The following is a 20,542-nucleotide window of genomic DNA, read 5'->3' as shown; positions in this document are numbered from 1 at the left end:
GCTTGGCGTAAGTGCCAATCGCGTCGCGGCGGCTACCCGGCAACTCTATGGGACCTCAAGTAATGGGTTTATGCGCATAAAGTGCCGTTGCCGGAAAGCTCATTTTCGTTCGCTGCTTCACAGTGGCAAGTGGATCAAGACTCCTGCCACATGGCGGCAACTACAGACCTGGGCCATCGCGGGTCGCTAAGAGAACGGGCGGTTTGAGAACGGGCACAAAACCCGCTGTCCACCCATTCCGGCGCCGCAGGCACGGGAGGATGAGCCGGGCAAACGTCGGCGGCTTTATGCGCATAAAGTTGCTATCTCCCGCGCCCCGAGTAGATAGGGCCGACGGAGATCAAATCGGTTCGCGGACCACGCAGAGCGGTGCCGCCGCCGCATCGGGACTACCCCATAAAGCTGGCATTCAAACCAGCTCTGATCCGTGCGAGCGGCTGTCGGCATCGAAGACCTTTGCATTCCCCAACCGGCCGCTTTGCAGAAGCCCAGAACAACGCGTTCCTCACAAACAACATCGCGACCGCGCCCCGCCGTCAGTCATGCACCGAGGCAGCGGCGGGCGGCACCGAGACCAGGCAGACCGGGCAACAAAGCATCCGCAGATAGCGGATAAAATCCGACAACAACGTCCCCGACGTACCCGCCTCTCCTCTTAACCACCAATCGCGTCATGATCACCATCTACCACAACCCTCGTTGCTCCAAATCCCGCGCGACCTACGATCTGATTACCGGCACTTATAGCGACGGCGAGGAGATTGTTGAGGTCATCGAATATTTGGATCATCCGCTCACCGTCGCCCAATTGCAGCAGTTGAACATGCAGCTGGCTTGTCCGGTGCGCGCAATGATCCGCGACACCGAGCCCGAATACGAGTCATTAGGCCTATCTGAGTCCACGTTAACTGACGCTCAGTTATACGAAGCATTGGCTGCGCACCCAACACTTCTGCAACGGCCGATCGTCGTGCGAAACGGGCGTGCTGTGATCGGCCGTCCACCCGAGAAGGTGGCGAGCTTGTTCGTCCAGGACCGCGCACCAGCGCCCAGCAATGAAGTGCACTGCGTGGCCCCTACGCAATGTGCTGTGGAGGTGAGACGCCCTCGTCCAGCGCCATATTCTTGCGCAACTGTGTTGGCATGATTTGCACCTCATCTCAACCAGTCAGCGATCCGCTTCGTTCAGGCGATATGCTTGCACCGACGAACATTCGCATGCGTTGCACCGGCTCAACCAAATGCAATGACATCTCATCGAGGCCGTGAGTCGACGTCGGTGGAAACGAAGCCAACGCCCTGGGTGACAACAACGCGTCGCAGGCGCTAGCGTCGACTTGATCCGACCGACGCAGGGGCAACGCGCCGTGCGTCGCGCAACCGTCCGCAGACAGCGACGCGCCCCGAAAAATTCATCGCACTGGCAGTAATTAACGCAGACCTGTCCCTTCCCGATACACGACACGAGCTACGCTAGCGCAACAGGAACAGACGCGTCACACCCCCGCGTGTGCGGCTCACAAACACAAAACGGAGTCCGAATGCTTGAACTACGCCCATCTTGTGAAGGATGCGGAAAGTCGCTGCCGCCGAATGCGTCCGATGCGATGATCTGCACCTACGAATGTACTTTCTGCGAAGTGTGCGCGCTGACGACTCTGCGCAACGTATGCCCTAACTGCGGCGGAAATTTTGCACATCGACCGATACGCACGCGTGCTCAGTTAGCAAAGCACCCGGCCCGTAGCGAGCGAACCGCCGTTGCGATCAACGACGCCTCGCACTCCGAATTTCTCGGGCGCTATCGCACTACGCCACCCGGCGAACGTTGACGCTTCGGTATATACGCGTCGCCGACAGCAGCATTACGGCAAGCGCCGCAAGTCCACCGGCACCTCAGCATCAATCGTCGCCGTTCATCCCGTCCGGCGTCGAGATGCCGCTCATGGTACGAGCGGCGTCACGCAGCAAGCGAATCTGCTTGCGATAGTTGCGGCAGCCGCTGCAAGTCGGCAGATGCAGTCGGATGGCAACCCATTCGCCAGTCGTCAACGGACGGTCCAACGCGTCGGACAGCAGCCGGGTGATGTGCTTACATTTCCCCATTTGCATCCTCGCTTGATAGGCCTTTCTCGCTCAGACAGGTGCGCAAGCGCAGGCGCGCGCGATAAATCAGCACGCTGCAATGGTTGGCGGTCAGCTGCAGTTCCGCGCAGATCGCATCGGTGTCGAGGTCGAGAAATTCGCGCATCATGAAAACGCGCCCAATATGCTCGGGCAGGTGCTCAAGGCACGCCTCGAAGAGCGCCCAGAATTGTTGCTGACGCAGCGCCGTTTCGGGCGTCGGCCACGGGCGCGGCTTGGTCTGTTGCGACCAGTGTCCGTTGTCCTTGAACAATTCGCGATCGAGTAGCGCTTCGCCGTCGAGTTCTGACTCGAGGGCTGAGAGGTTCACCGTGCGTTGCCGGGCGCGCAGCGTATCCACGAGCTTGTGCCGCAGGATGCCGAATACCCACGTCTTATGTTCCGACTGCCCGACAAACCGGTCGGCTTGCGTCCAGGCTGCGGCGAGCGCTTCCTGGACAGCATCTTCGGCAGCCGCGGCATCGCGCAATTGCAAACGGGCGAAGCGCACGAGGTCGCGACGCAGTTGAGCCAGATAAACAGGGTCGCTGAGTGTCCCGGCGCTCGCCTGCGTCACGGTAGGCTCCGCTGCACGCTCCGCGAAGCGTGCGCGCGGTCGTCTGAATGGTTGTTGCTCATAAACGGAGAGGTTGTCTCGCACGGGGTTCTGGCACGAGCGCCATTCTGCCGCAGCTTGCGGCGCAAGCGAATGGATATTGGACATACGCGGTCTCCAACACGGGGGATTTGTAGGCGTTGGTCGCGCTGGGCGGGCATCTTGTGACAAACAGAAATCGACTATTGCGAAAAACGAAAATAAGGTTCGGGCGTCGTGCACCTGGCGTTTCTCTCCCACCAAAGGCACGCCAGTCAAGGGATGGGCAAGCGAGGTATTCGTTGCGACTGCATTATTTCAGTTAGTGAAAAGAAGTCTTCCCGTCTAGCCCATTTTTAGGTAGGCACTGAATCGCTATTCTTCGGCCATCGATCGCACCAGATCGCCAGCCAACACCACGAGGAGTAGCACCATGAAACGCATCCTGTCCGCCCTGATCGCTTCCGTCGCTTTGTTCACCGCCGCTTCCGGCGCAGCCGAGGCTGCTGCCCCGGCGCAATGCAATGGCCCCGCATCTTACTGCAACGTGTTTTTCGGCAATTAAGCTCCGGCTACCGGCCGCCTGCATCGATGCAGGCACCAGCATTGACTGCGGAAGACGCTGAGACGACCTGTCCGAAGCGAAAAAGGGCGCCCAGATGGGCGCCCTTTTTTCGTAGCAACGTCAGAACAAAACCACTCACGGGTCAGATGCCCCGTTACCCAATCCGCGCCGCTGCCTACGCCACCTGCACATTCCTGCGCTCCGACCACGCGTTTTGACCTGCGTGTTCGCGGCCCGATTCCACGCCACGACTGCTTGAACGTGCGATAAGCCGCATACCATCACCCCTCACGGCTGATCACCGAAAAACTGTCGCTGCCTCCAAATAGCGTAGGCCGGAGGCAGGCTTGATTGACAAGGCAAAAGTAGCACTTATCCACAAGGTTATTCAGTAAAACTGTGGATAACTTTTGCGGCTGCGGCGTTATCCACCGCGTCAGCGTAAAACCGCCGTACTTTTCCGCCACTTTGTCCATCGCGGTGCGGGCGGAGGCCTTCTTCCGGCTTTTTGCCTATGATGACAGTCCGTACCCTTTGCGCGTCGAGCGCCTTATTCGAGGAAGCGATCATGGCCTTACACATTGCAGTTGTCGTCGGCAGTTTGCGTCGCGAGTCGTTCAACCGTCAGTTGGCGCAAGCTGTCATCTCGTTGGCGCCGTCCGACTTCACGTTCGAGTTCATCGACATCGGCTCACTGCCGCTCTACAGCCAGGACTACGACGCGGATTATCCCGAAGCGGGCAAGCAACTCAAGCAGCGGATCGAGGCCGCCGATGGCCTGCTGTTCGTCACGCCGGAGTACAACCGCTCCATTCCGGGCGTATTGAAGAACGCGCTCGACTGGGGCTCGCGTCCGTGGGGCACTAATTCGTGGGGTAACAAACCGGGTGCGGTGATCGGCACCTCGGTGGGCGCGACCGGCTCGGCCCTCGCGCAGCAACATCTGCGCAATGTGCTGGCTTATCTCGACGTGCCGGTGCTCGGTCAGCCTGAGGTGTTCATCAAGCACGATCCCGCGGTCATCAATGAGAAGGGCGAGATTCTGAACGATGGGACGCGCAAGTTCCTACAGACTTTCGTCGACCGCTACGTTACGTGGGTCAAGCGGCATACCGCTGCCTGACACTGTCTAGCTCCGACTGCCCTGAACGCGGTGGCGCCGCCACGCCTCCTTGCGCGCCGCCGCTTCCGCTATTCGCGTTTTTGCTCTTATACGTGGTGATGCCCGGTCACGCGCTCCCAGCCGTGACGCACGGCAAGCTTGAAGCGCTCCCAGGTGCTGTCAGGAGACGTCGTCTCCCAATGGCGCCGAGCTTCCGGTTCGACGTCGTCCCACGCCCTGTCCCGATAACGCACGTCCTTGCCGATTTCCGCACCATAGCGGTAGGCCGGAACGTAGTCTTCGTAGCGCGCGTCGTCGGCGGCGTACTGCTCGTCGTAATGCGTGCGGAAATCTTCTTCGTACTCGAGATATTCGTTCGGAATCTGGCCGCTCAGACCGGCCGTCGGTTGAGCCGACCCGGAAACCACTTCGGACGGCTGCATCACAGCGCCTGAGCCCGGCGCGGACCCGGCTGCAATTGCGCTGCGTCCCGCGTCGGGCGCCAGCGGGTCCGACAGAGGAACGTTCAGCGGATCGGTCGCGCGGCTTCCGGTGAGCGGCGGCGGGACGAACGGCTCCGCGTCGGTGCTGCGAGGCGAGGTCGTGTACAGCGGATCAGCCGCCGTAGCATCAGGCCCGCTGCTCGCACTGAAACCAGGCGAGGCAGGTGTTCCGACGCCGCCCGGCGTCGCTGTCTCGGTTCTGACGGATGCCGGCGTTTCCCGGACCGTCGAAGTCGTCATTCCGGGCTCGGGGCCACGCGGGGTTCCCGGCGTGACCGCGCCGATTCCCAGTTCGTCGAGTAACGAATGCTCGCGGGCATTCTCTGTTGTTGACTGCGTGCTCCAGTCCGGCGAACGCTCGCCGATATCGGTCGCGCCTAGCCGCGTCAGCGTGTTGCGAGCGAGTTCCGCGTGCGATTCGCTGGCAGCGTCGATTACGACGAGCACGGCCCCCCGCCGCACGGCTTCGGTGTAACGCGCGGTCTCCGGCGCCCGTGGACCGCTGGCAAAGAGGCTCGACAGAAAGCGCTCTATGTTCGCGAGCACTCCCGAACCCGCGACTTCGGCGGTTGCGGAGCCGACTGACGGTTCGGCGTTGGCCTGCAACTCGATTGTCTCGCGTGCGAAACCGGTCTGTACTAGCGTCTCCCGAGCGGTTTCGGCCTCAGGATAGGTGTTAAACAAACCAATCACGGTATGTCGCATGGCTGTCTCCCGTTTTTGGGTAGGACGGATAGCGCGGCGCGCGCCATCCTGACTATCCAAGAGTTGCCGCAACGTTCATGCCGGAGTCCTGGTTCAAGCGCCGCACGCCCGGCCCTGCTGGCCTGCGCGAAGCGCTTGAGGTGAACGACGCGCCGGCCGGCCCGCCGCGCTTTTTACAATCCAGCGCAAATTGCGCAAAACGGGGATGGGAGCGGCTGAAAGCGGCTGACCGTGTTCGGTCCTATTGCGCGTGATGCGTGGCCGGATCGAGCCCGGTCTGGGCGAGTTCGCGCTGGATTCCCTGCAGGAGACTTTCAAGCAGGGCGATGTCGAAGGGTTTGGAGAGCACGCGCACGTTCACATGCCGTGCCCGATCGAGTTCTTCCGCATAGCCGGTGACGAGAATGACGGGCAGCGTGACATCGAGCGTTCTGATCGCCTCGGCCAGATCGATGCCGTTAAGGGCGCCCGGCATATGAATGTCGGACAGCACGAGTTCGAACGGCACCGGGTCGCCGGTGCGCACCCGCTGCGCGTAAGCGTCGCGCAGCAGACGCAGCGCCATGTCCGCATTGAACACGCATGTGACCTGGTGGCCCATCATCTGCAGCAACGCTTCGGTACCTGCCGCCACTTCTTCGTTGTCCTCGACGAGCAGGATGCGCAGCCCGTGCAGCGCGCCCTGGTGCTCTGCGTCCGTTTCAACCGGCGCGTCGACCTCTGATTGTTCGGGCGCGCGCGGCAGATACAGCCGCACCGAAGTGCCGGCACCCACCGCGCTGTCGATTGCCGCAAGCCCGCCCGAGCGCTCGCAGAAGGCAAACACCTGCGGCAGGCCGAGTCCCGTTCCCATGCCCTTTGCCTTGGTCGTAAAGAGCGGCTCGAAGGCGCGCGCGAGCACCTCGGGCGCCATCCCCGCACCGGTGTCCTCCAGCGACACCTGGACGAAGTCGCCTGTCAGCGGAAAGCCGTCTTCGTGACGGAACGTGATGTTGGTCGCACGCACGGTGAAGCGCCCGCCGTTGGGCATGGCGTCGCGTGCGTTCACGGCGATGTTGATGAGCGCGAGCTCGAGCTCGGCAACGTCCACGCGCATCGGCCAGACGCCGGCGCCGATATCCATCACCAGCGAAACCTTGGCTCCGAGCGACGCGCGCAGCAGGTCGCGGCATGCGGGCAGCCAACGCTCGAGCGCGACGGTTTCATTGCGCAGCGGCTGCTTGCGCGCGACGCCGAGCAACTGCCGCGTGAGCGACTGGCCGCTCTTCAGCGCCCGCTCCATGGCCGACAATTCGCGGTCCAGCCCGGGCGCGCCGCGCCGCCGTGCGATCTGTACGTTGGCGGCAAGAATCATGAGCAGATTGTTGAAGTCGTGTGCGACGCTGCCCACCAGCGTGCCGAGCGCTTCCATCTTGCGCGACTGCCGGTACGCGGATTCGATCGAACGGCGCATCGACGCTTCCGCCTGCCAGCGTTCCCACGCCTCTTCTTCGGCGCTGAGCCTCCGCAGTGACAGCCAGATCACGCACCATAGCGCGACGGACGGCGTGAATATCGACAGGATCAACACGGCCAGGTGTCGATACCAGGCGGCCCACATCGCCGATGCGCGATACCCGCACATGACGTAGACCGGGTAAGAGCCGACGTGCCGGAACGCGACGATCATGTTGTCGCCGTCGATATTCGAGCGCATGCGCGCGACCCCGGCGCGCCGTCCCTGATTCATGGCGTCGGCGAACGGCGAATCTGCCGCGACGACCGCCGGTTCGCGCGGGCGACGCGGATAGTGTGCGAGGACCGCGCCGTCGGAGCGAACGAGGATCATGGTCATCGGCGCGCCGTCGTTGCCGCCGAGCAGTTCGCGATAGAACGCGTCGAAATAGCTGGGGCGCAGCGCGACCGACACCACGCCGGCAAAAGTGCCGTCGGGCGCGCGCCGTTCGACGCCGGTGTTGAAGACCTGTTCGCCGGCGACATGCCCCGTCATCACCTTGGACACGTGTTCGAGGTCGTGGCCATCGCGAAGGCCCACAAAATCGTCGCGCTCGCCAACGGAAACCGGCGGTGCCGGATAAACCCGGCTGCTCACTAGAAGCGCACCGTTGCGGCCGAAAATCGACACGGCGGCCACTTGCGGATAGCCGCCGCCCATTGTCCGGACTTTCCGATGAATGGCTGCCTCGCGCGCGCGAATGCCGTCGTCGTCCAGGCCTTCCGTCAGGTCGACGATGCGCGTGTCGAGCGTCTCGTTCATGTCGAAGACCTTCAGCGCATGCTCCTCGGCGACGCGCACGGTGCGCAGCGTCATGTTGGTGGCATCGGCTTCGCGGGTTCGCAGGTCGCTGAACGCCATGATTGCGACGTAGAGGCATGGCAGCACGATCGCGGCGACCAGCAGCGCGATCAAAGTCATTCGCCGGATCTGGAAGTTCTGCTCCGGCACCGCGGGAAACACAGCCTCGTCCTGCCCATCAGCGGAAAGGCGGCTCGCTCGATGCGGGTCGAACCGGTTATGGGTCATTTGTTAAGCGCTCAGGTCTTCGGGGCTGGGAGGCACGGCGGATACGAGAAGCATAGTCGCAGAATGGCGGTAGAAGTTACCGTAATTGAGGGCGCCAGACATTTCGACACCTATTCATTGCCCTTTTAAAACAGTGAAGAATCAAGAAGCGCAAACGTACACAAAAGTATAAACGGGATTGAAACTATTATTATGCGGGGCGTATTTTTTCAAATAACGTGCGTGTAAGGAAGATATTGTTATCAGGACGAAAATACCGCGTATTGCATTTCGACTGGTTTGCTTTGAGAATCGACGCAATGACAAAAAGTGCGTCCGCTATGTTCGAACGCATACGCCGCGAGGGCATCGGATCACGCGTTTACGCGTGAGTGCCGGCGTTCGCGGAAAACACGCGCGCGGCACGGGACCAGCCGATCCAACCAGCCGCGCCTCATCTACGGGGTAGGCTCACATGCCGGTCATAACCGTCGTCCAGCGCACGCAGCCTTGCGCGCGCCATGGTTTCGCGAGACGCGCGTCGCCGCGCCACCTCCCCGCGGGGCCGCAAGCAGCCTTCCACCGAGGCAACGCACAGTTCGCGGCTTGCCAGACTCCGCCCTAAAGGAATTCCACTATCCGCCGTTAACCCGTACGAGATTATTCCGTCTTTCGACCCGCCATGCCTTTGCCAATCGTGATCGCCGATGATTCATTGCTTGCCCGCAAGGTGCTCACCAAGGCATTGCCGCCGGACTGGGACGTCGACGTGTCGTACGCGTCGAACGGGCGCGAAGCCCTCGCTCTGTATCGTCAAGGGAAAGCCTCGGTGATGTTCCTCGACCTGACCATGCCGGAAATGAACGGCTATCAGGTACTCGAGGCACTGCAGCATGAGGATCTGAACACCTTCGTCATCGTCGTCTCGGCCGATATCCAGCCGATGGCCCAGGCACGCGTACGCACGCTCGGCGCCGCGGCGTTCATCGCCAAACCCGTGACGCCGGAGGCGGTACTGCCCATCCTCAAGGAGTACGGGTTGTATGTCTGAGCCAGTCCTCACCGAAGATCAGCGCGACGCGCTGCAAGAGGTCGCCAATCTGGCGATGGGTCAAGCCGCGACACGTCTCGCGCGGCTGCTCGATTCGTTTATCGAATTATCGGTGCCGCGCGTGAGGGTGGTGGCCGTCAGCGAGGCCGCGCAAGCGCTCCGGGACATGACCGGTATCGAAGACCGGGTCAGCGCGGTACGCCAGGGCTTTCGCTCCGACATCAAGGGCGAGGCGCTGGTGATTTGCCGCAGCGACAGCGTGGAAGACTTGTGCGCGCTGGTCAGCGACCCGTATTCGCGCTCCGCTTACGAAGCTGTGAGCCAAAAAGAACTGATGTTCGACGTGGCGAACGTGCTCACCGGCGCGTGCGTCTCGTGCATTCTCGACCAGCTCGGCCGCACGCCGGTATTCTCCGCGCCCGGCCTGCTGGGCGACGCCTTGACGCTCGACGAAGTGTTTCAGCCCGGCGTGCTGCAATGGGAAGTCGCGTTGCTCGTCGAAGTCAATTTCGCGCTGGAGGACCAGAGCTTCCGCGCGCATCTCGTGATGCTGATGGCGGAAGAGTCCATCCGTCACATGAGCGACGCGCTCGATGCGTTGTTGTCCAGCCTATGAGCGCGCCTACGGAGTCGTTGAGCGATCTGGTCGTCGAGCGGGTGGGCTTCGGCATCTTCGTACTCGACCGCGATATGAACGTGTTGATGTGGAACCGGTTCATGCAGGACCACAGCGGTCTGTCGGCGGAGCAGGTGGTCGGCAAGTCGCTGTTCACGCAGTTTCCGGAACTGCCGCGAGTGTGGCTGTCGCGCAAGATCGAAAGTGTCTTTCAGCTGGGTAGCTTCGCGTTCAGTTCGTGGGAACAGCGCCCGTATCTGTTCAAGTTCGACCACGACCGGCCGATCACGGGCGGGGTCGATTACATGCAGCAGGACGTCACGTTCATGCCGCTCACGCGCGATCGGGAGGTGGTGGCCGTTTGCGTGACCATCTCCGACGTGACCCATGTGAGCATCGTGCAGAGAGAGCGCGAGGAGGCGGTCGCCAAGCTGCAGGAGTACGCCGACCGTGACGGACTGACCGGCATTGCCAACCGCCGCTTCTTCGAGGCGCGGCTGCTCGACGAATACACGCGCTGGCAGCGTTATGGCGGCGACATGTCGGTGCTGTTGTTCGATCTCGACCACTTCAAGAAGATCAACGATCAGTTTGGACACGGCGTCGGCGATACCGTTTTGCGCGTGATGGCGCAGCGCGTTGCCGGGGTCGTGCGGGCGCAGGACACGTTCGGGCGTTTCGGCGGCGAAGAGTTCGCGTTGCTGCTGCCATGCACGCCGCTGGAGGACGCCATGCGCGTCGCCGAAAAAATCCGCCGCACGATCGCCGACACGCCGGTCGAGGTGCAGGGCACGAGCGTGCCCGTTACGGCGAGCGTGGGCGGCGCGGCCGCGCGTGCCGGCTCGCCCGCGTATGACGTGCTGATCAACGAGGCTGATGCGGCGCTCTATAGCGCTAAACGGCAAGGCCGCAATCGCTGCGTCGCGTTGACGTGAATGGCGGCGATTGAGGTTCGCTCATAGCGCCCGGTTGCGTTAGAAAGCCGGTTTGCCCGCGGCATCGTGCGCCGCATGTCGCACCGGGTTTGCCGATCGCAGCGGGTTGTGTCGGTCAATGCTCTGTGGAAACTGCGTCGTCGGACAAACGTTGTTATACTTTTCGCCGTTTCCGGCATCCCAGCCGTGTGTTTCGCGCGTGTCCGCGCGCGCGGGCCGCCCGCCCTGCGGCGAGGCATAAAAATTCCTGTACGCCTTTCAGCGGGCGCCCTCCTGCGGAGATCGTCTTGGCTGTATCCAATCTTGTCGTGGACGATACTGAAATCGACGCCGCTGCCGCCACGTCCGGCAGTTCGTTTTATCTCGCAATGCGCATCCTGCCGGCCGCGCAGCGCGACGCGATGTATCAGGTCTACGCTTTCTGCCGCGCTGTCGACGACATCGCCGACAGCGCCATGCCGCGCGCCGACCGCGCCGCGGCGCTCGAGCGCTGGCGCGCCGACATCGACGCGTGCTATACCGGCTCGCCGCGCGCCTCGTTGCGCGCGCTGACGCGGCACATCCACACGTTCCATCTGCAGCGCGAGGATTTTCACGCAATGATCGACGGCATGGCGATGGATGCGGTCGCCGACATCTGCGCCCCCGACGAGGCCACGCTCGACCTGTACTGCGACCGGGTCGCGAGTGCGGCGGGCCGTCTATCGGTGAGGATATTCGGGATGCAGGAGGAGTCGGGCCGTTTGCTGGCGCACCATCTCGGCCGTGCGCTTCAGCTGACGAACATTCTTCGCGACATCGACGAAGACGCGGGCATCAACCGTTGCTATCTGCCGCATGAGTTGCTGGCGCGTGAAGGCATCGCGGTAAAGAGTCCCTCGCAGATCGCCGACGATCCGTCGCTGCCGCGCGTCTGCGCAACGCTCGCTGAACGCGCGAAAGAGCACTTCGCCGCGTCCGACGCGATCATGGACCGCGAGCCGCGCAACCAGGTGCGCGCGCCGCGCATCATGTCGGGCGTGTACCGCTTGCTGCTGGAACGCACACTCGAACGCGGCTTCGACATTCCGCGCACGAAGGTCAGCAAGCCGAAGCTGCGCATGCTGTGGATCGTCGCGCGTTACGCGCTCTTCTGAGCCGATGCCGAGACTCGTACATGTGGTCGGCGCGGGCCTCGCCGGCCTGGCCGCCGCAGTGCAGTTGCAGCGGCGCGGCGCACGAGTCGTGCTTCACGAAGCGGCGCAACAGGCGGGCGGCCGGTGCCGTTCGTACTACGACGCCAAGCTAGGCGCAACGATTGACAGCGGCAATCACCTGATGATGTCAGGCAACGCCGCGACGCTGAATTACGCGCGTGCTATCGGCGCCGTGGACGAACTGACGGGACTGGCTCTGCCCGAATTCCCGTTCGTGGACCTGGCCACTCACGCGCGCTGGACCGTGCGCCTGTCGTCGGGACGGCTGCCCTGGTGGATCTTCGATCAGGACGCGCGTGTACCCAACACCGGCCCGAGCGACTATCTGAGTCTCGTGCCGCTGCTTTTCGCCAAGCCCGGTCGCACCGTCGCGCAAACCATGCGCAGCAATGGCCCGCTGTGGGACCGCCTGCTCGCGCCGTTGTTTCGCGCAATGCTCAACGCCGAGCCGCGCGACGCGTCGGCAGTGCTGACTGGGGCAATGGTGCGCGAGACGTTGATGGCGGGCGGCCTCGCGTGCAGGCCGCTCATCGCGCGGAACGGTTTGAGCAGCGCTTTCGTCGATCCGGCGCTGCGACTATTGCAGCATGGCGGCGCGACGATCGAGATCGGCTCGCGGCTCGAAAAGATGCGGTTTGCGGCGAACGCGAGCCGCGTAGAGGCGCTCGACTTCGCTGAACAGAGTGTCGCGCTGGACGTCAACCAGGCTGTGATTCTGGCGGTGCCGCCGGACATCGCGCAGACGCTTGTCCCTGGCCTGCGGGCGCCAGCCCGCTTTGCCGCGACGCTCAGCGCGTATTTCGCCGTCGAACCGCCGTTCGGCTTGCCGCCTGTCACCGGTCTCCTGAACGGCACCGCGCAATGGCTGTTCGCGTCCGACGGACGTCTGTCCGCAACGGTTTATGGCGTCGGGAATGTTGTCGACACGCCGCGCGAAGAACTTGCAGCGCGCTTATGGGCCGAGGTGGCTCAGGCGGCCAATCTGCCCGCCGCGCCGATGCCGGCCTGGCAGATCGTCGTCGACGAACGTGCGACTTTTGCCGCGTCGCCGGACCAGGAAACGCTGCGTCCCGGCACGCGCACTCGCTGGAATAATCTGATGCTCGCGGGGGACTGGACGGCTACCGGCCTGCCCGCGACGATTGAAGGCGCGATCCGCTCAGGCCAGAAGGCCGCGGATACGTTGCTGAATCAACCGATGGAACGCCGATGAACGATTTATCTCAAGCCCACATGCTGGGTGCCGTCATGCCCGAATTCGCCGACGAAGCGCGAGGCGCGCCAGCTGCTGCGAGCGATGCGCCCCACGCGTCTACCGCGTCTGCAGAATTTGCCGGTTTTGCCTCTTCGCTCGACACCTCGATCACGCGCGCAACCGACGCGATCCTCGCCGCGCAAAAGCCCGACGGCCACTGGGTCTACGAACTGGAAGCGGATGCGACGATTCCCGCCGAATATGTGCTGCTGGTCCATTACCTTGGCGAAACGCCGAACGTGGAGTTGGAGCAGAAAATCGCGCGCTATTTGCGCCGCATCCAGCTGCCCGACGGCGGCTGGCCGCTCTTTACCGACGGCGCGCTCGACGTCAGCGCGAGCGTGAAGGCGTACTTCGCGCTGAAGATGATCGGCGACCCCGTCGACGCCGAGCACATGGTTCGCGCGCGCGAGGCGATTCTGGCCCACGGCGGCGCGGAGGCGGTAAACGTCTTCACGCGGATCCTGCTGGCCTTGTTCGGCGTGGTGTCGTGGCGCGCGGTGCCGATGATGCCCGTGGAAATCACGCTGCTGCCCATGTGGTTTCCGTTCCATCTGTCGAAGGTGTCGTACTGGGCGCGGACCGTGATCGTGCCGCTGCTCGTGCTCAACGCGAAGCGGCCGCTCGCGCGCAACCCGCGCCGCGTGCGCATCGACGAATTGTTCCGCGGCGCGCCCGTGAACACCGGCATGCCGCAGCGGGCGCCGCATCAACATGTCGGCTGGTTCCGCTTTTTCCGGGTTGTGGATACGGTGCTGCGCGCGGTCGACGGTCTGTTTCCGAAAGCCACGCGCGAGCGAGCGGTCCGCGAGGCAGTGGCCTTCGCCGATCAGCGGCTGAACGGCGAAGACGGCCTGGGCGCGATTTTCCCAGCCATGGCCAATTCGGTGATGATGTACGACGTGCTCGGTTATCCGGCCGATCATCCGAACCGCGCAATTGCGCGTCAGTCGATCGAAAAGCTGCTTGTTGTCAAGGATGACGAAGCATATTGTCAACCCTGTTTGTCGCCGGTGTGGGACACGTCGCTTGCCGCGCACGCGTTGCTCGAAACGGGCGAAGCGCGTGCCGAGCAGGCGGCAGAACGCGGCCTCGCATGGCTGCGTCCGCTGCAGATCCTCGACGTGCGCGGCGACTGGATTTCGCGCCGGCCGAACGTGCGGCCGGGCGGCTGGGCCTTCCAGTACAACAATGCGTATTACCCGGACGTCGACGATACAGCGGTGGTCGCGATGGCTATGCATCGCTCGGCCGCGCTCACGCAGTCGAGCGTCGATCGCGAGGGGATTGCGCGCGCCAGAGAATGGGTCGTCGGCATGCAGAGTAGCGACGGCGGCTGGGGCGCGTTCGAGCCTGAGAACACGCAGTATTACCTGAACAACATTCCGTTCTCCGATCATGGCGCGCTGCTCGATCCGCCGACCGCGGATGTGTCGGGTCGCTGCCTGTCGATGCTCGCGCAACTCGGCGAGTTGCCGCAAAACAGCGAACCGGCGCAGCGTGCGCTCGACTACATGCTGAAGGAACAGGAGCCCGACGGCAGCTGGTACGGCCGTTGGGGTTTGAACTACATCTACGGTACGTGGACCGCGCTGTGTTCATTGAACGCGGCCGGCATTTCGCACGACGACCCGCGCATCAAACGCGCCGCACAGTGGCTGCTGTCGATCCAGAACGAAGACGGCGGTTGGGGGGAAGCCGGCGAGAGCTACAAGCTCGACTACCACGGTTACGAACGCGCGCCGAGCACGGCGTCGCAAACGGCATGGGCGTTGATGGGCCTGATGGCGGCGGGCGAAGTGAATCACGAGGCGGTTGCGCGCGGCATCGACTATTTGCAGCGTGAACAACGCGAGCACGGCTTGTGGGACGAAACGCGTTTCACCGCCACCGGTTTCCCGCGCGTGTTTTATTTGCGTTATCACGGCTATCGCAAGTTCTTCCCGCTCTGGGCGCTGGCGCGTTTCCGTCACCTGAAGCGCAACGGGCTCACGCGCGTTGCCGTCGGGATGTAACGGATGCTTCGCCCAACAGCGCCGTCCGCCGATGCCGACGGCAACAGCTTGCCGGTCATCGTCGTAACGGGCATGGCGTTCGAAGCGCGGATCGCGCGGGGCGAAGGCGTCGAAGTGGTCTATGCGGCGCGCGCCGATCTGCTGGAACGCGCGCTGAATGCTGCGGTCGCGCGCGGTTGCTCTGGGATCGTCAGCTTCGGTACGGCGGGCGGCCTGGCGCCGGATTTGCAGCCGGGCGCGCTCATTGTCGCCGACGCCGTCGAAGGTCCGTTTGGCCGCATCCCCACCGATCCGGCCTGGACGAACAGGCTTGCCGCCGCGCTGGCGACCGGACCGCTCGCGTCACGCTTGCGGCGGGGTTCAATGGCCGCGGTAGCGGCGCCGCTCATGTCCGCCGACGACAAGCGTGCGCTGCATCGCTCGACGGGTGCATTGGCTGTGGATATGGAATCGCATCTGGCTGGCGCGATGGCCGCCGCCCGTGGGCTGCCGTTCGCCGTGTGCCGTGCAATTGTGGATCCTGCGTGGCGTACGTTGCCGTCGGCGGCGACCGCGGGGTTGCGCGATGACGGCAGCACCGCGCTTGCGCCGATCCTGCGCGAGCTGATGCGGCAACCGTCACAGATTGGCGCGCTCATCCAGGTGGCGATGGATGCGCGCGCGGCGCGCGTTTCACTGGTGCAGGCCCGGCAAGCGCTGGGTGCGGCTGAGGCCTTGCTGAAGCTAGCCTAGCGCTTCAGCAGCATCGACGCACACCTTGGGCGTGCGTACGCCGATCTCATTGCGCAGCCGGCGCTGAAGCCGGTTGCTGATTACCAGCAGGCGCAGACGTGGTCGGGACAGCCGTGCCCGTACTGGGCGCTGAAGCCGCAGCTGGCGCTGTTGCCGGCGCCGCGGTGGTCCCTGACTTAGCCCCCGTCGTTTCACTCGCTGGCACCGAGCCCGCCGCGCCGCTTGCCGGCGCGGGCGACTCACCCGGATCCGTGTAATCCGGCACGCCCGCCGGCGTGCCCGTAGCGGCACCAGAGGCCGCGTCCGGCGTGTCGGCCGTATCGCCCGGGTCTGCGTAGTTCGGAAGCGTCGCCGGCGCGCCGGCCGCGGCGCCCTTCGCTGGAGTCGTCGCAGCGCCCGAGTCGTCCTGATCCTCGTATTCCGGCAGCGGCGCGGCATTGTCGCCGGTGCCGCGCAGACGCGCCCGCCGTTGCTGCGTGTAGGCGTCCCGCACGAACGAGTATTTATCCAGCGCCGCTTGCTGCAGAAGATCCGTCGCGCCGAGCAGGTCGGAGCGAACGCTCACGAACTGCAGCACGTACAGCGGATTGCGCACTGCCGGCTCCATGTAGTTCAAAGGATTGAACTTCACGTCCACCACCAGCCCCATGCTGTCTCGCACGGTGCTCGGTCCGAAAAGGGGCAAGACGAGATACGGTCCCGATGGGATGCCCCAGTGTCCAAGCGTCAGGCCGAAATCCTGATGATGCTTGGGCAGTCCGGCCGGCGTCGCCCAATCGAGCAGTCCGCCCAGACCAAACGTGGAGTTGAACGCGAAACGGACGAGATCCTCGGTCGCGTCGGTGATCTTCAACTGCAGCAGCGCATTCGCGGCGTTGGTCAAGTCGCCCAGGTTCGAAAAGAAGTTGCTGACGGCCGTGCGCAACGGCTGCGGCGTCACCTTCTGATAGCCCTTCGCGACCGGCACCGCGACGTAGCGGTCGAGGCCGTCGTTGAAATTGAACACGGCCCGGTTCATCGGCTCGAACGGGTCGCCGGGCTTGCGGTCAGGACCGGTTGCGCAGCCGGTTATGAGGCCGGTGGCAGCTAGCGCCAGCACAGTGGTACGCAGTTTCATGCTTATATTCCTTTGTGCTTCGCGCGACGTGGGCGCGGCTTGCCCATCAGCACGGGTTGGAAAACCACTGCACCGATGAGCGTGCAAAACAGCGACAGCGCCAGCAAGCGGCCCATGCTGGACGTGCCCGGATGATGCGATAGCCAGAGGCTGCCGAACGCCGTCGCCGTAGTCGCCGCGCTGAACAACACCGCGTGCGTCAGGCTCGACTGCAACAGGCCGGTCTGCCCGTTGCGCCACGCCATCACGAAGTAAATCTTGAACGCCACGCCGACGCCGAGCATCAGCGGCAACGCAATGATATTTGCGAAGTTCAGCGGCATGCCGAACACCACGCACAACTCGAGCGTGACGAGCGCCGACACAAGCAGCGGAACGAGCGTTCGCAGCATGTCGCCAACGCGCCGCAGCGCGATCCACAGCAGGATCGCGATGGACAGCAGCGCCCAGCCCGCCGCCTGCAAGAACGCCTTGATGATCGTATCCGCGGAATGAAGGATCGAGATCGGGCCGCCAATCGCGCCGGGCTCGGCCTTTTTCACAGCATGGGCGAAGCGGGCGAGCGTGGCGTCGTCGTTCGGATCGGCGCCCGGCTTCACCTTCGGCGCAATGTCGACGAGGGCGCGGCCGTCCTTCGACACCCAGCCCTTCGAGATTTCCTTCGGCAGATTGTCCCGCGTGATCTCGGTCGGCTGCAGGAGGTTCTCCAACTGCTTGAGCGCAATGCGCAAAGGCTCCGACATCGCGTGTTCCGCGCGGTCGCGCGTGGCGGCGTCGGCCGCGGCGAGCTTTTGCAGCGTGACCGACAGATGTTGCGCTTCGGCGGCGCCTGGACCCGGATGATCTTCGGCGGCGAGAGAAAGTTGATTCGACGCGCGCTTGAGCGCGGCGACGCGCACGGCGTCCGTGGCCTGTGGCGCGGGTTGCTGTTGCAGCGCGGGCAGCAATTGCTGCGCGGCGCTTGCGATCAGCATCATCTTTTGTTGCTGCTGCGCGGGAACGAAGGTGTCCAGAGTAGTGACGCGGCCCACTTCGGGCAACGCGCGCAACCGCTCGGCCATGCGATCGGCGTCGGCAAGCGAGGGCGCGAGCACATGCACGTTGTTCACCGCGGCCTCGGGCGAATCCTTCAGCGACAGTAGCGTGGCCATCGACTCGGTATGCGGGTCTTTCAGATGCAGCGGATTGAAGTCGAAGTGCAAACGCGTGAGCAACGGCGTTGCGCCGATCACGACGATCAGCGTGCCGATCAACACGGGCTTGCGATGATGGGCAAGAAAGTCGTCGACGGGTGCCAGTTGCTTGAAACCCGGCGACGCGGCTTCGCCCGGCGGGTTGAAGATCTTCAGCAACGCGGGCAGCAGTGTCATGTTTGTCAGATACGCGACGAACATGCCGACGCCGGCGATCTCACCCAACTCCGACACGCCGCGGTACGCGGTTGGCAGGAACGAGAAGAAGCTCAACGCGACCGCAACCGCGGCGAGCGTAAGCGGCACGCCGATACTGTGCGCGGTATGAGCAAGCGCGGCCGAGAGACGGTCGTCGCGATTGCGCTCCTCGCGATACTTGACGCCGAACTGCACGCCGAAATCGACGCCCAGCCCGACGAACAGCACCATGAACGCAACCGAGATCATGTTCAGCGCGCCGACCATCATGAGGCCGAGCGCGGCGGTGATTGCGAGTCCAACGAACAGCGTGATGAAGACTGCGGCGATCATGCGTCCTGAGCGCAACGCGAGCCACAGAATGACCAGCACGACGACGAACGTGCCGATGCCGTTGAGCACCGCGCCGTCTTTGACTGACGCAAACTCTTCGTCTGCGAGCGGTTGTTCGCCGGTCAGACGGACGGTGGCGCCATAACGCGAGTCCAGATGCAGCGAGGCCGCCGTATCGCGAATCGCCTGCGACGCGGTTGCGCCCGGCTCGAGCGCATCGTAGTTCACGACCGGCTGCACGACCACGAACGCACGCGCCGGATTGGTCGCCGCGCTTTTGTCGACGAATGCGCGCCACGAGAAAGCGGCGGGCTTGCCGGCCAGTACGAGGTCCAGCGTGTTGGCGCTTTGCGACAACAGGCGGCTCATGTCGGAGAGCTTCACCTGACCGATCTGCAGCGGCAGCAGCAGGCTCGTGGTGAGCGTGCCTGCAAGTCCCGTAAGGCTGGGGTCGTGCGCGAGCGTGTTCACGAGCGGACGCGACTGCACGAGTTGCGACGTGGTCGACATGACCTCTTCGGTCGACGGGAAAAGCAGACCGTTATGTTCGAAGAACGGCCCGCCGGCGGGTTGCGAGACCGCGACGAATTCTTTCGGCTCGGCTTTGAGCGCCGCCGTCAGCGCATTCGCTGCGGCGTCGGCAAACTCGGGCGCGCGCGCCTCCACGACGACCAGCACCGTTTGGCCGCGATCAGGGAAGGCCTGGTCCATCGCGTGCTCGAGCGTGGACCATTCCTTGTCGGTTTCGATGAGGCGGCTGATGTCGGTGTTGATCTTGAAGTGATGCGCGACATAGATCCCGCTCAACACGGCGAGCACGATCGACAGCACGACGATCCGCAACGGATGGCGCACCGAATAGGCGACGAGGCGAACAATAGATGACTTCAGCATGTAGGCGAACTTGGCCTTATCACGGGTGGCATTTTGACGAAAGTGCACAAGTATACAGAGCCAGAGCAATCCGGATCGTATTCGGCAGCAATGCGCGTAGCAAAAGCGGCTCCCGGCGCAACATGAAAGGGCGGGAACGCAATGTCGGTATACTGGTCTATCCAGCTTTCGCCCCGACCTTGCCGGTCGGCGGCGCACACTCTTTACGGGTCTTGTCCAGCGTATGAAACGTTATCTGTCTGCTTTTCTGGCCGCAGCCGTAGTCTCAACGGCTGCCCATGCGCAAAGCGCGCCCGACGCGGTGGTAAAAAGTGCAGTCGAAGGCACGGTCTCCGCGATGAAGGCCGATCCGCAAGCTCGCGGCGGCGATATGGCCAAGATCACGCAACTGGTCGAGACGCGCTTCGTGCCGGCAACCGACTTCCAGCGCACTACGCGCATCGCGGTCGGCAAGGCATGGAGCACCGCCACGCCCGAGCAGCAAAAGCAGCTCTATGAGCAGTTCACGCTGCTTCTCGTGCACACCTATGCTGCGTCGCTTTCGCAGTTGCGCGACCAGGACGTCAAATTCAAGTTCGCGCCGGCCAATGCACCGGGCGCTGCGAAAGACGTCGTAGTGCAGTCGCACGTGATTAGCAATGGCGGCGATGACGCGATCGACTACCGGCTTACCAAGGGCCCGTCCGGCTGGAAGATCTACGACATCAATATGATGGGCGCATGGCTGATTCAGGTGTACCAGACACAGTTCGCCGATCAGCTTTCCAAGGGTGGAGTCGACGGCCTGATCAAGTTCCTCACCGCGCATAACGCACGCAGCGGCGGGTAGCCGGAGCGGCAAGCCGATTGCCTGCGAGGTAGGAGCAGACCAGCAAAAGAAAAAGCGCGGTGGCCTTAAAAGCCACCGCGC

Annotated in this window: 18 protein-coding genes and 1 pseudogene; 12 read left to right on the top strand and 7 right to left on the bottom strand. The window is 63.5% G+C overall.

What is annotated here, in order from left to right; translation table 11 throughout:
- Positions 1 to 673: 673 nt before the first annotated feature.
- Both arsC and BCA01S_RS37285 read left to right on the top strand, forming a co-directional pair.
- Positions 674 to 1,027 (top strand): annotated as a pseudogene (gene arsC, locus BCA01S_RS35130) (arsenate reductase (glutaredoxin)); the annotation flags it as partial.
- A 514-nt stretch (positions 1,028 to 1,541) separates the two neighbouring features.
- Complete coding sequence (locus BCA01S_RS37285) at positions 1,542 to 1,832, top strand: DUF1272 domain-containing protein (protein ID WP_084166908.1); 291 nt, start codon at positions 1,542 to 1,544, stop codon at positions 1,830 to 1,832.
- 70 nt (positions 1,833 to 1,902) lie between these two features.
- Here BCA01S_RS37285 and BCA01S_RS35125 read toward each other — a convergent pair whose 3' ends face one another.
- Positions 1,903 to 2,112: a zf-HC2 domain-containing protein gene (locus tag BCA01S_RS35125; RefSeq protein ID WP_174447078.1), complete on the bottom strand. Its 210-nt coding sequence runs from the start codon at positions 2,110 to 2,112 to the stop codon at positions 1,903 to 1,905.
- Entirely contained in the window at positions 2,093 to 2,848 is a 756-nt protein-coding gene (locus BCA01S_RS23550) for an RNA polymerase factor sigma-70 (protein ID WP_244146054.1), read from the bottom strand. The genes BCA01S_RS35125 and BCA01S_RS23550 overlap by 20 nt, the downstream gene beginning before the upstream one ends.
- A 304-nt stretch (positions 2,849 to 3,152) precedes the next feature.
- On the opposite strand from BCA01S_RS23550, the gene BCA01S_RS39125 reads away from it, so the two are divergent.
- Positions 3,153 to 3,284, top strand: coding sequence for a hypothetical protein (locus BCA01S_RS39125; protein WP_255218479.1), 132 nt, complete (start codon positions 3,153 to 3,155; stop codon positions 3,282 to 3,284).
- 384 nt (positions 3,285 to 3,668) lie between these two features.
- Here BCA01S_RS39125 and BCA01S_RS38800 read toward each other — a convergent pair whose 3' ends face one another.
- Positions 3,669 to 3,854 carry a hypothetical protein gene (locus tag BCA01S_RS38800; RefSeq protein ID WP_217999531.1) on the bottom strand — a complete coding sequence of 62 codons (186 nt, stop codon included), beginning with the start codon at positions 3,852 to 3,854 and terminating at the stop codon, positions 3,669 to 3,671.
- Between BCA01S_RS38800 and BCA01S_RS23540 the strand changes: the two genes are divergently transcribed.
- Positions 3,853 to 4,407, top strand: coding sequence for an NADPH-dependent FMN reductase (locus tag BCA01S_RS23540; RefSeq protein WP_027779028.1), 555 nt, complete (start codon positions 3,853 to 3,855; stop codon positions 4,405 to 4,407). The genes BCA01S_RS38800 and BCA01S_RS23540 overlap by 2 nt on opposite strands.
- 86 nt (positions 4,408 to 4,493) lie before the next feature.
- Here the strand turns inward: BCA01S_RS23540 and BCA01S_RS23535 are convergent, their stop codons facing one another.
- Positions 4,494 to 5,594, bottom strand: a complete 1,101-nt coding sequence (locus BCA01S_RS23535) for a hypothetical protein (RefSeq protein ID WP_027779027.1) — start codon at positions 5,592 to 5,594, stop codon at positions 4,494 to 4,496.
- Positions 5,595 to 5,835: 241 nt separating this feature from the next.
- The gene (locus BCA01S_RS23530) at positions 5,836 to 8,118 is read right to left on the bottom strand and encodes a hybrid sensor histidine kinase/response regulator family protein (RefSeq protein WP_027779026.1); all 2,283 of its coding nucleotides are present in this window, start codon (positions 8,116 to 8,118) and stop codon (positions 5,836 to 5,838) included.
- A gap of 661 nt (positions 8,119 to 8,779) precedes the next feature.
- Between BCA01S_RS23530 and BCA01S_RS23525 the strand changes: the two genes are divergently transcribed.
- The 7 genes from BCA01S_RS23525 (at position 8,780) to BCA01S_RS23495 (ending at position 15,897) form a co-directional block, all read left to right on the top strand.
- A complete protein-coding gene (locus BCA01S_RS23525) occupies positions 8,780 to 9,148 on the top strand; it encodes a response regulator (RefSeq protein WP_027779025.1) in 369 nt (122 codons plus the stop codon).
- Positions 9,141 to 9,764 (top strand): chemotaxis protein CheC, encoded by a 624-nt coding sequence (locus tag BCA01S_RS23520; protein WP_027779024.1) that lies wholly within the window; start codon positions 9,141 to 9,143, stop codon positions 9,762 to 9,764. The genes BCA01S_RS23525 and BCA01S_RS23520 overlap by 8 nt, the downstream gene beginning before the upstream one ends.
- Positions 9,761 to 10,699, top strand: a complete 939-nt coding sequence (locus tag BCA01S_RS23515; protein ID WP_027779023.1) for a GGDEF domain-containing protein — start codon at positions 9,761 to 9,763, stop codon at positions 10,697 to 10,699. The genes BCA01S_RS23520 and BCA01S_RS23515 overlap by 4 nt, the downstream gene beginning before the upstream one ends.
- Positions 10,700 to 10,986: 287 nt before the next feature.
- Positions 10,987 to 11,835: a presqualene diphosphate synthase HpnD gene (gene hpnD, locus BCA01S_RS23510; RefSeq protein ID WP_027779022.1), complete on the top strand. Its 849-nt coding sequence runs from the start codon at positions 10,987 to 10,989 to the stop codon at positions 11,833 to 11,835.
- Between the two features lie 4 nt (positions 11,836 to 11,839).
- Positions 11,840 to 13,108 carry a hydroxysqualene dehydroxylase HpnE gene (gene hpnE, locus BCA01S_RS23505; RefSeq protein ID WP_027779021.1) on the top strand — a complete coding sequence of 423 codons (1,269 nt, stop codon included), beginning with the start codon at positions 11,840 to 11,842 and terminating at the stop codon, positions 13,106 to 13,108.
- Positions 13,105 to 15,165, top strand: coding sequence for a squalene--hopene cyclase (gene shc / locus BCA01S_RS23500; RefSeq protein WP_027779020.1), 2,061 nt, complete (start codon positions 13,105 to 13,107; stop codon positions 15,163 to 15,165). The genes hpnE and shc overlap by 4 nt, the downstream gene beginning before the upstream one ends.
- A gap of 3 nt (positions 15,166 to 15,168) precedes the next feature.
- The gene (locus BCA01S_RS23495) at positions 15,169 to 15,897 is read left to right on the top strand and encodes a phosphorylase (protein WP_027779019.1); all 729 of its coding nucleotides are present in this window, start codon (positions 15,169 to 15,171) and stop codon (positions 15,895 to 15,897) included.
- A 46-nt stretch (positions 15,898 to 15,943) separates the two neighbouring features.
- Here BCA01S_RS23495 and BCA01S_RS23490 read toward each other — a convergent pair whose 3' ends face one another.
- Both BCA01S_RS23490 and hpnN read right to left on the bottom strand, forming a co-directional pair.
- Positions 15,944 to 17,014, bottom strand: a complete 1,071-nt coding sequence (locus BCA01S_RS23490; RefSeq protein WP_027779018.1) for an MlaA family lipoprotein — start codon at positions 17,012 to 17,014, stop codon at positions 15,944 to 15,946.
- A gap of 2 nt (positions 17,015 to 17,016) precedes the next feature.
- Positions 17,017 to 19,632, bottom strand: a complete 2,616-nt coding sequence (gene hpnN / locus BCA01S_RS23485; protein ID WP_027779017.1) for a hopanoid transporter HpnN — start codon at positions 19,630 to 19,632, stop codon at positions 17,017 to 17,019.
- 223 nt (positions 19,633 to 19,855) lie between these two features.
- Here hpnN and BCA01S_RS23480 point away from each other — a divergent pair, with 223 nt between their 5' ends.
- Positions 19,856 to 20,461, top strand: a complete 606-nt coding sequence (locus tag BCA01S_RS23480; RefSeq protein WP_027779016.1) for an MlaC/ttg2D family ABC transporter substrate-binding protein — start codon at positions 19,856 to 19,858, stop codon at positions 20,459 to 20,461.
- Positions 20,462 to 20,542: the final 81 nt, after the last annotated feature.

Origin of the sequence: Paraburkholderia caledonica NBRC 102488, from assembly GCF_000685095.1 — a bacterium.
GTDB lineage: Bacteria > Pseudomonadota > Gammaproteobacteria > Burkholderiales > Burkholderiaceae > Paraburkholderia > Paraburkholderia caledonica.
This window is presented reverse-complemented; position numbering and strand designations above follow the sequence as displayed.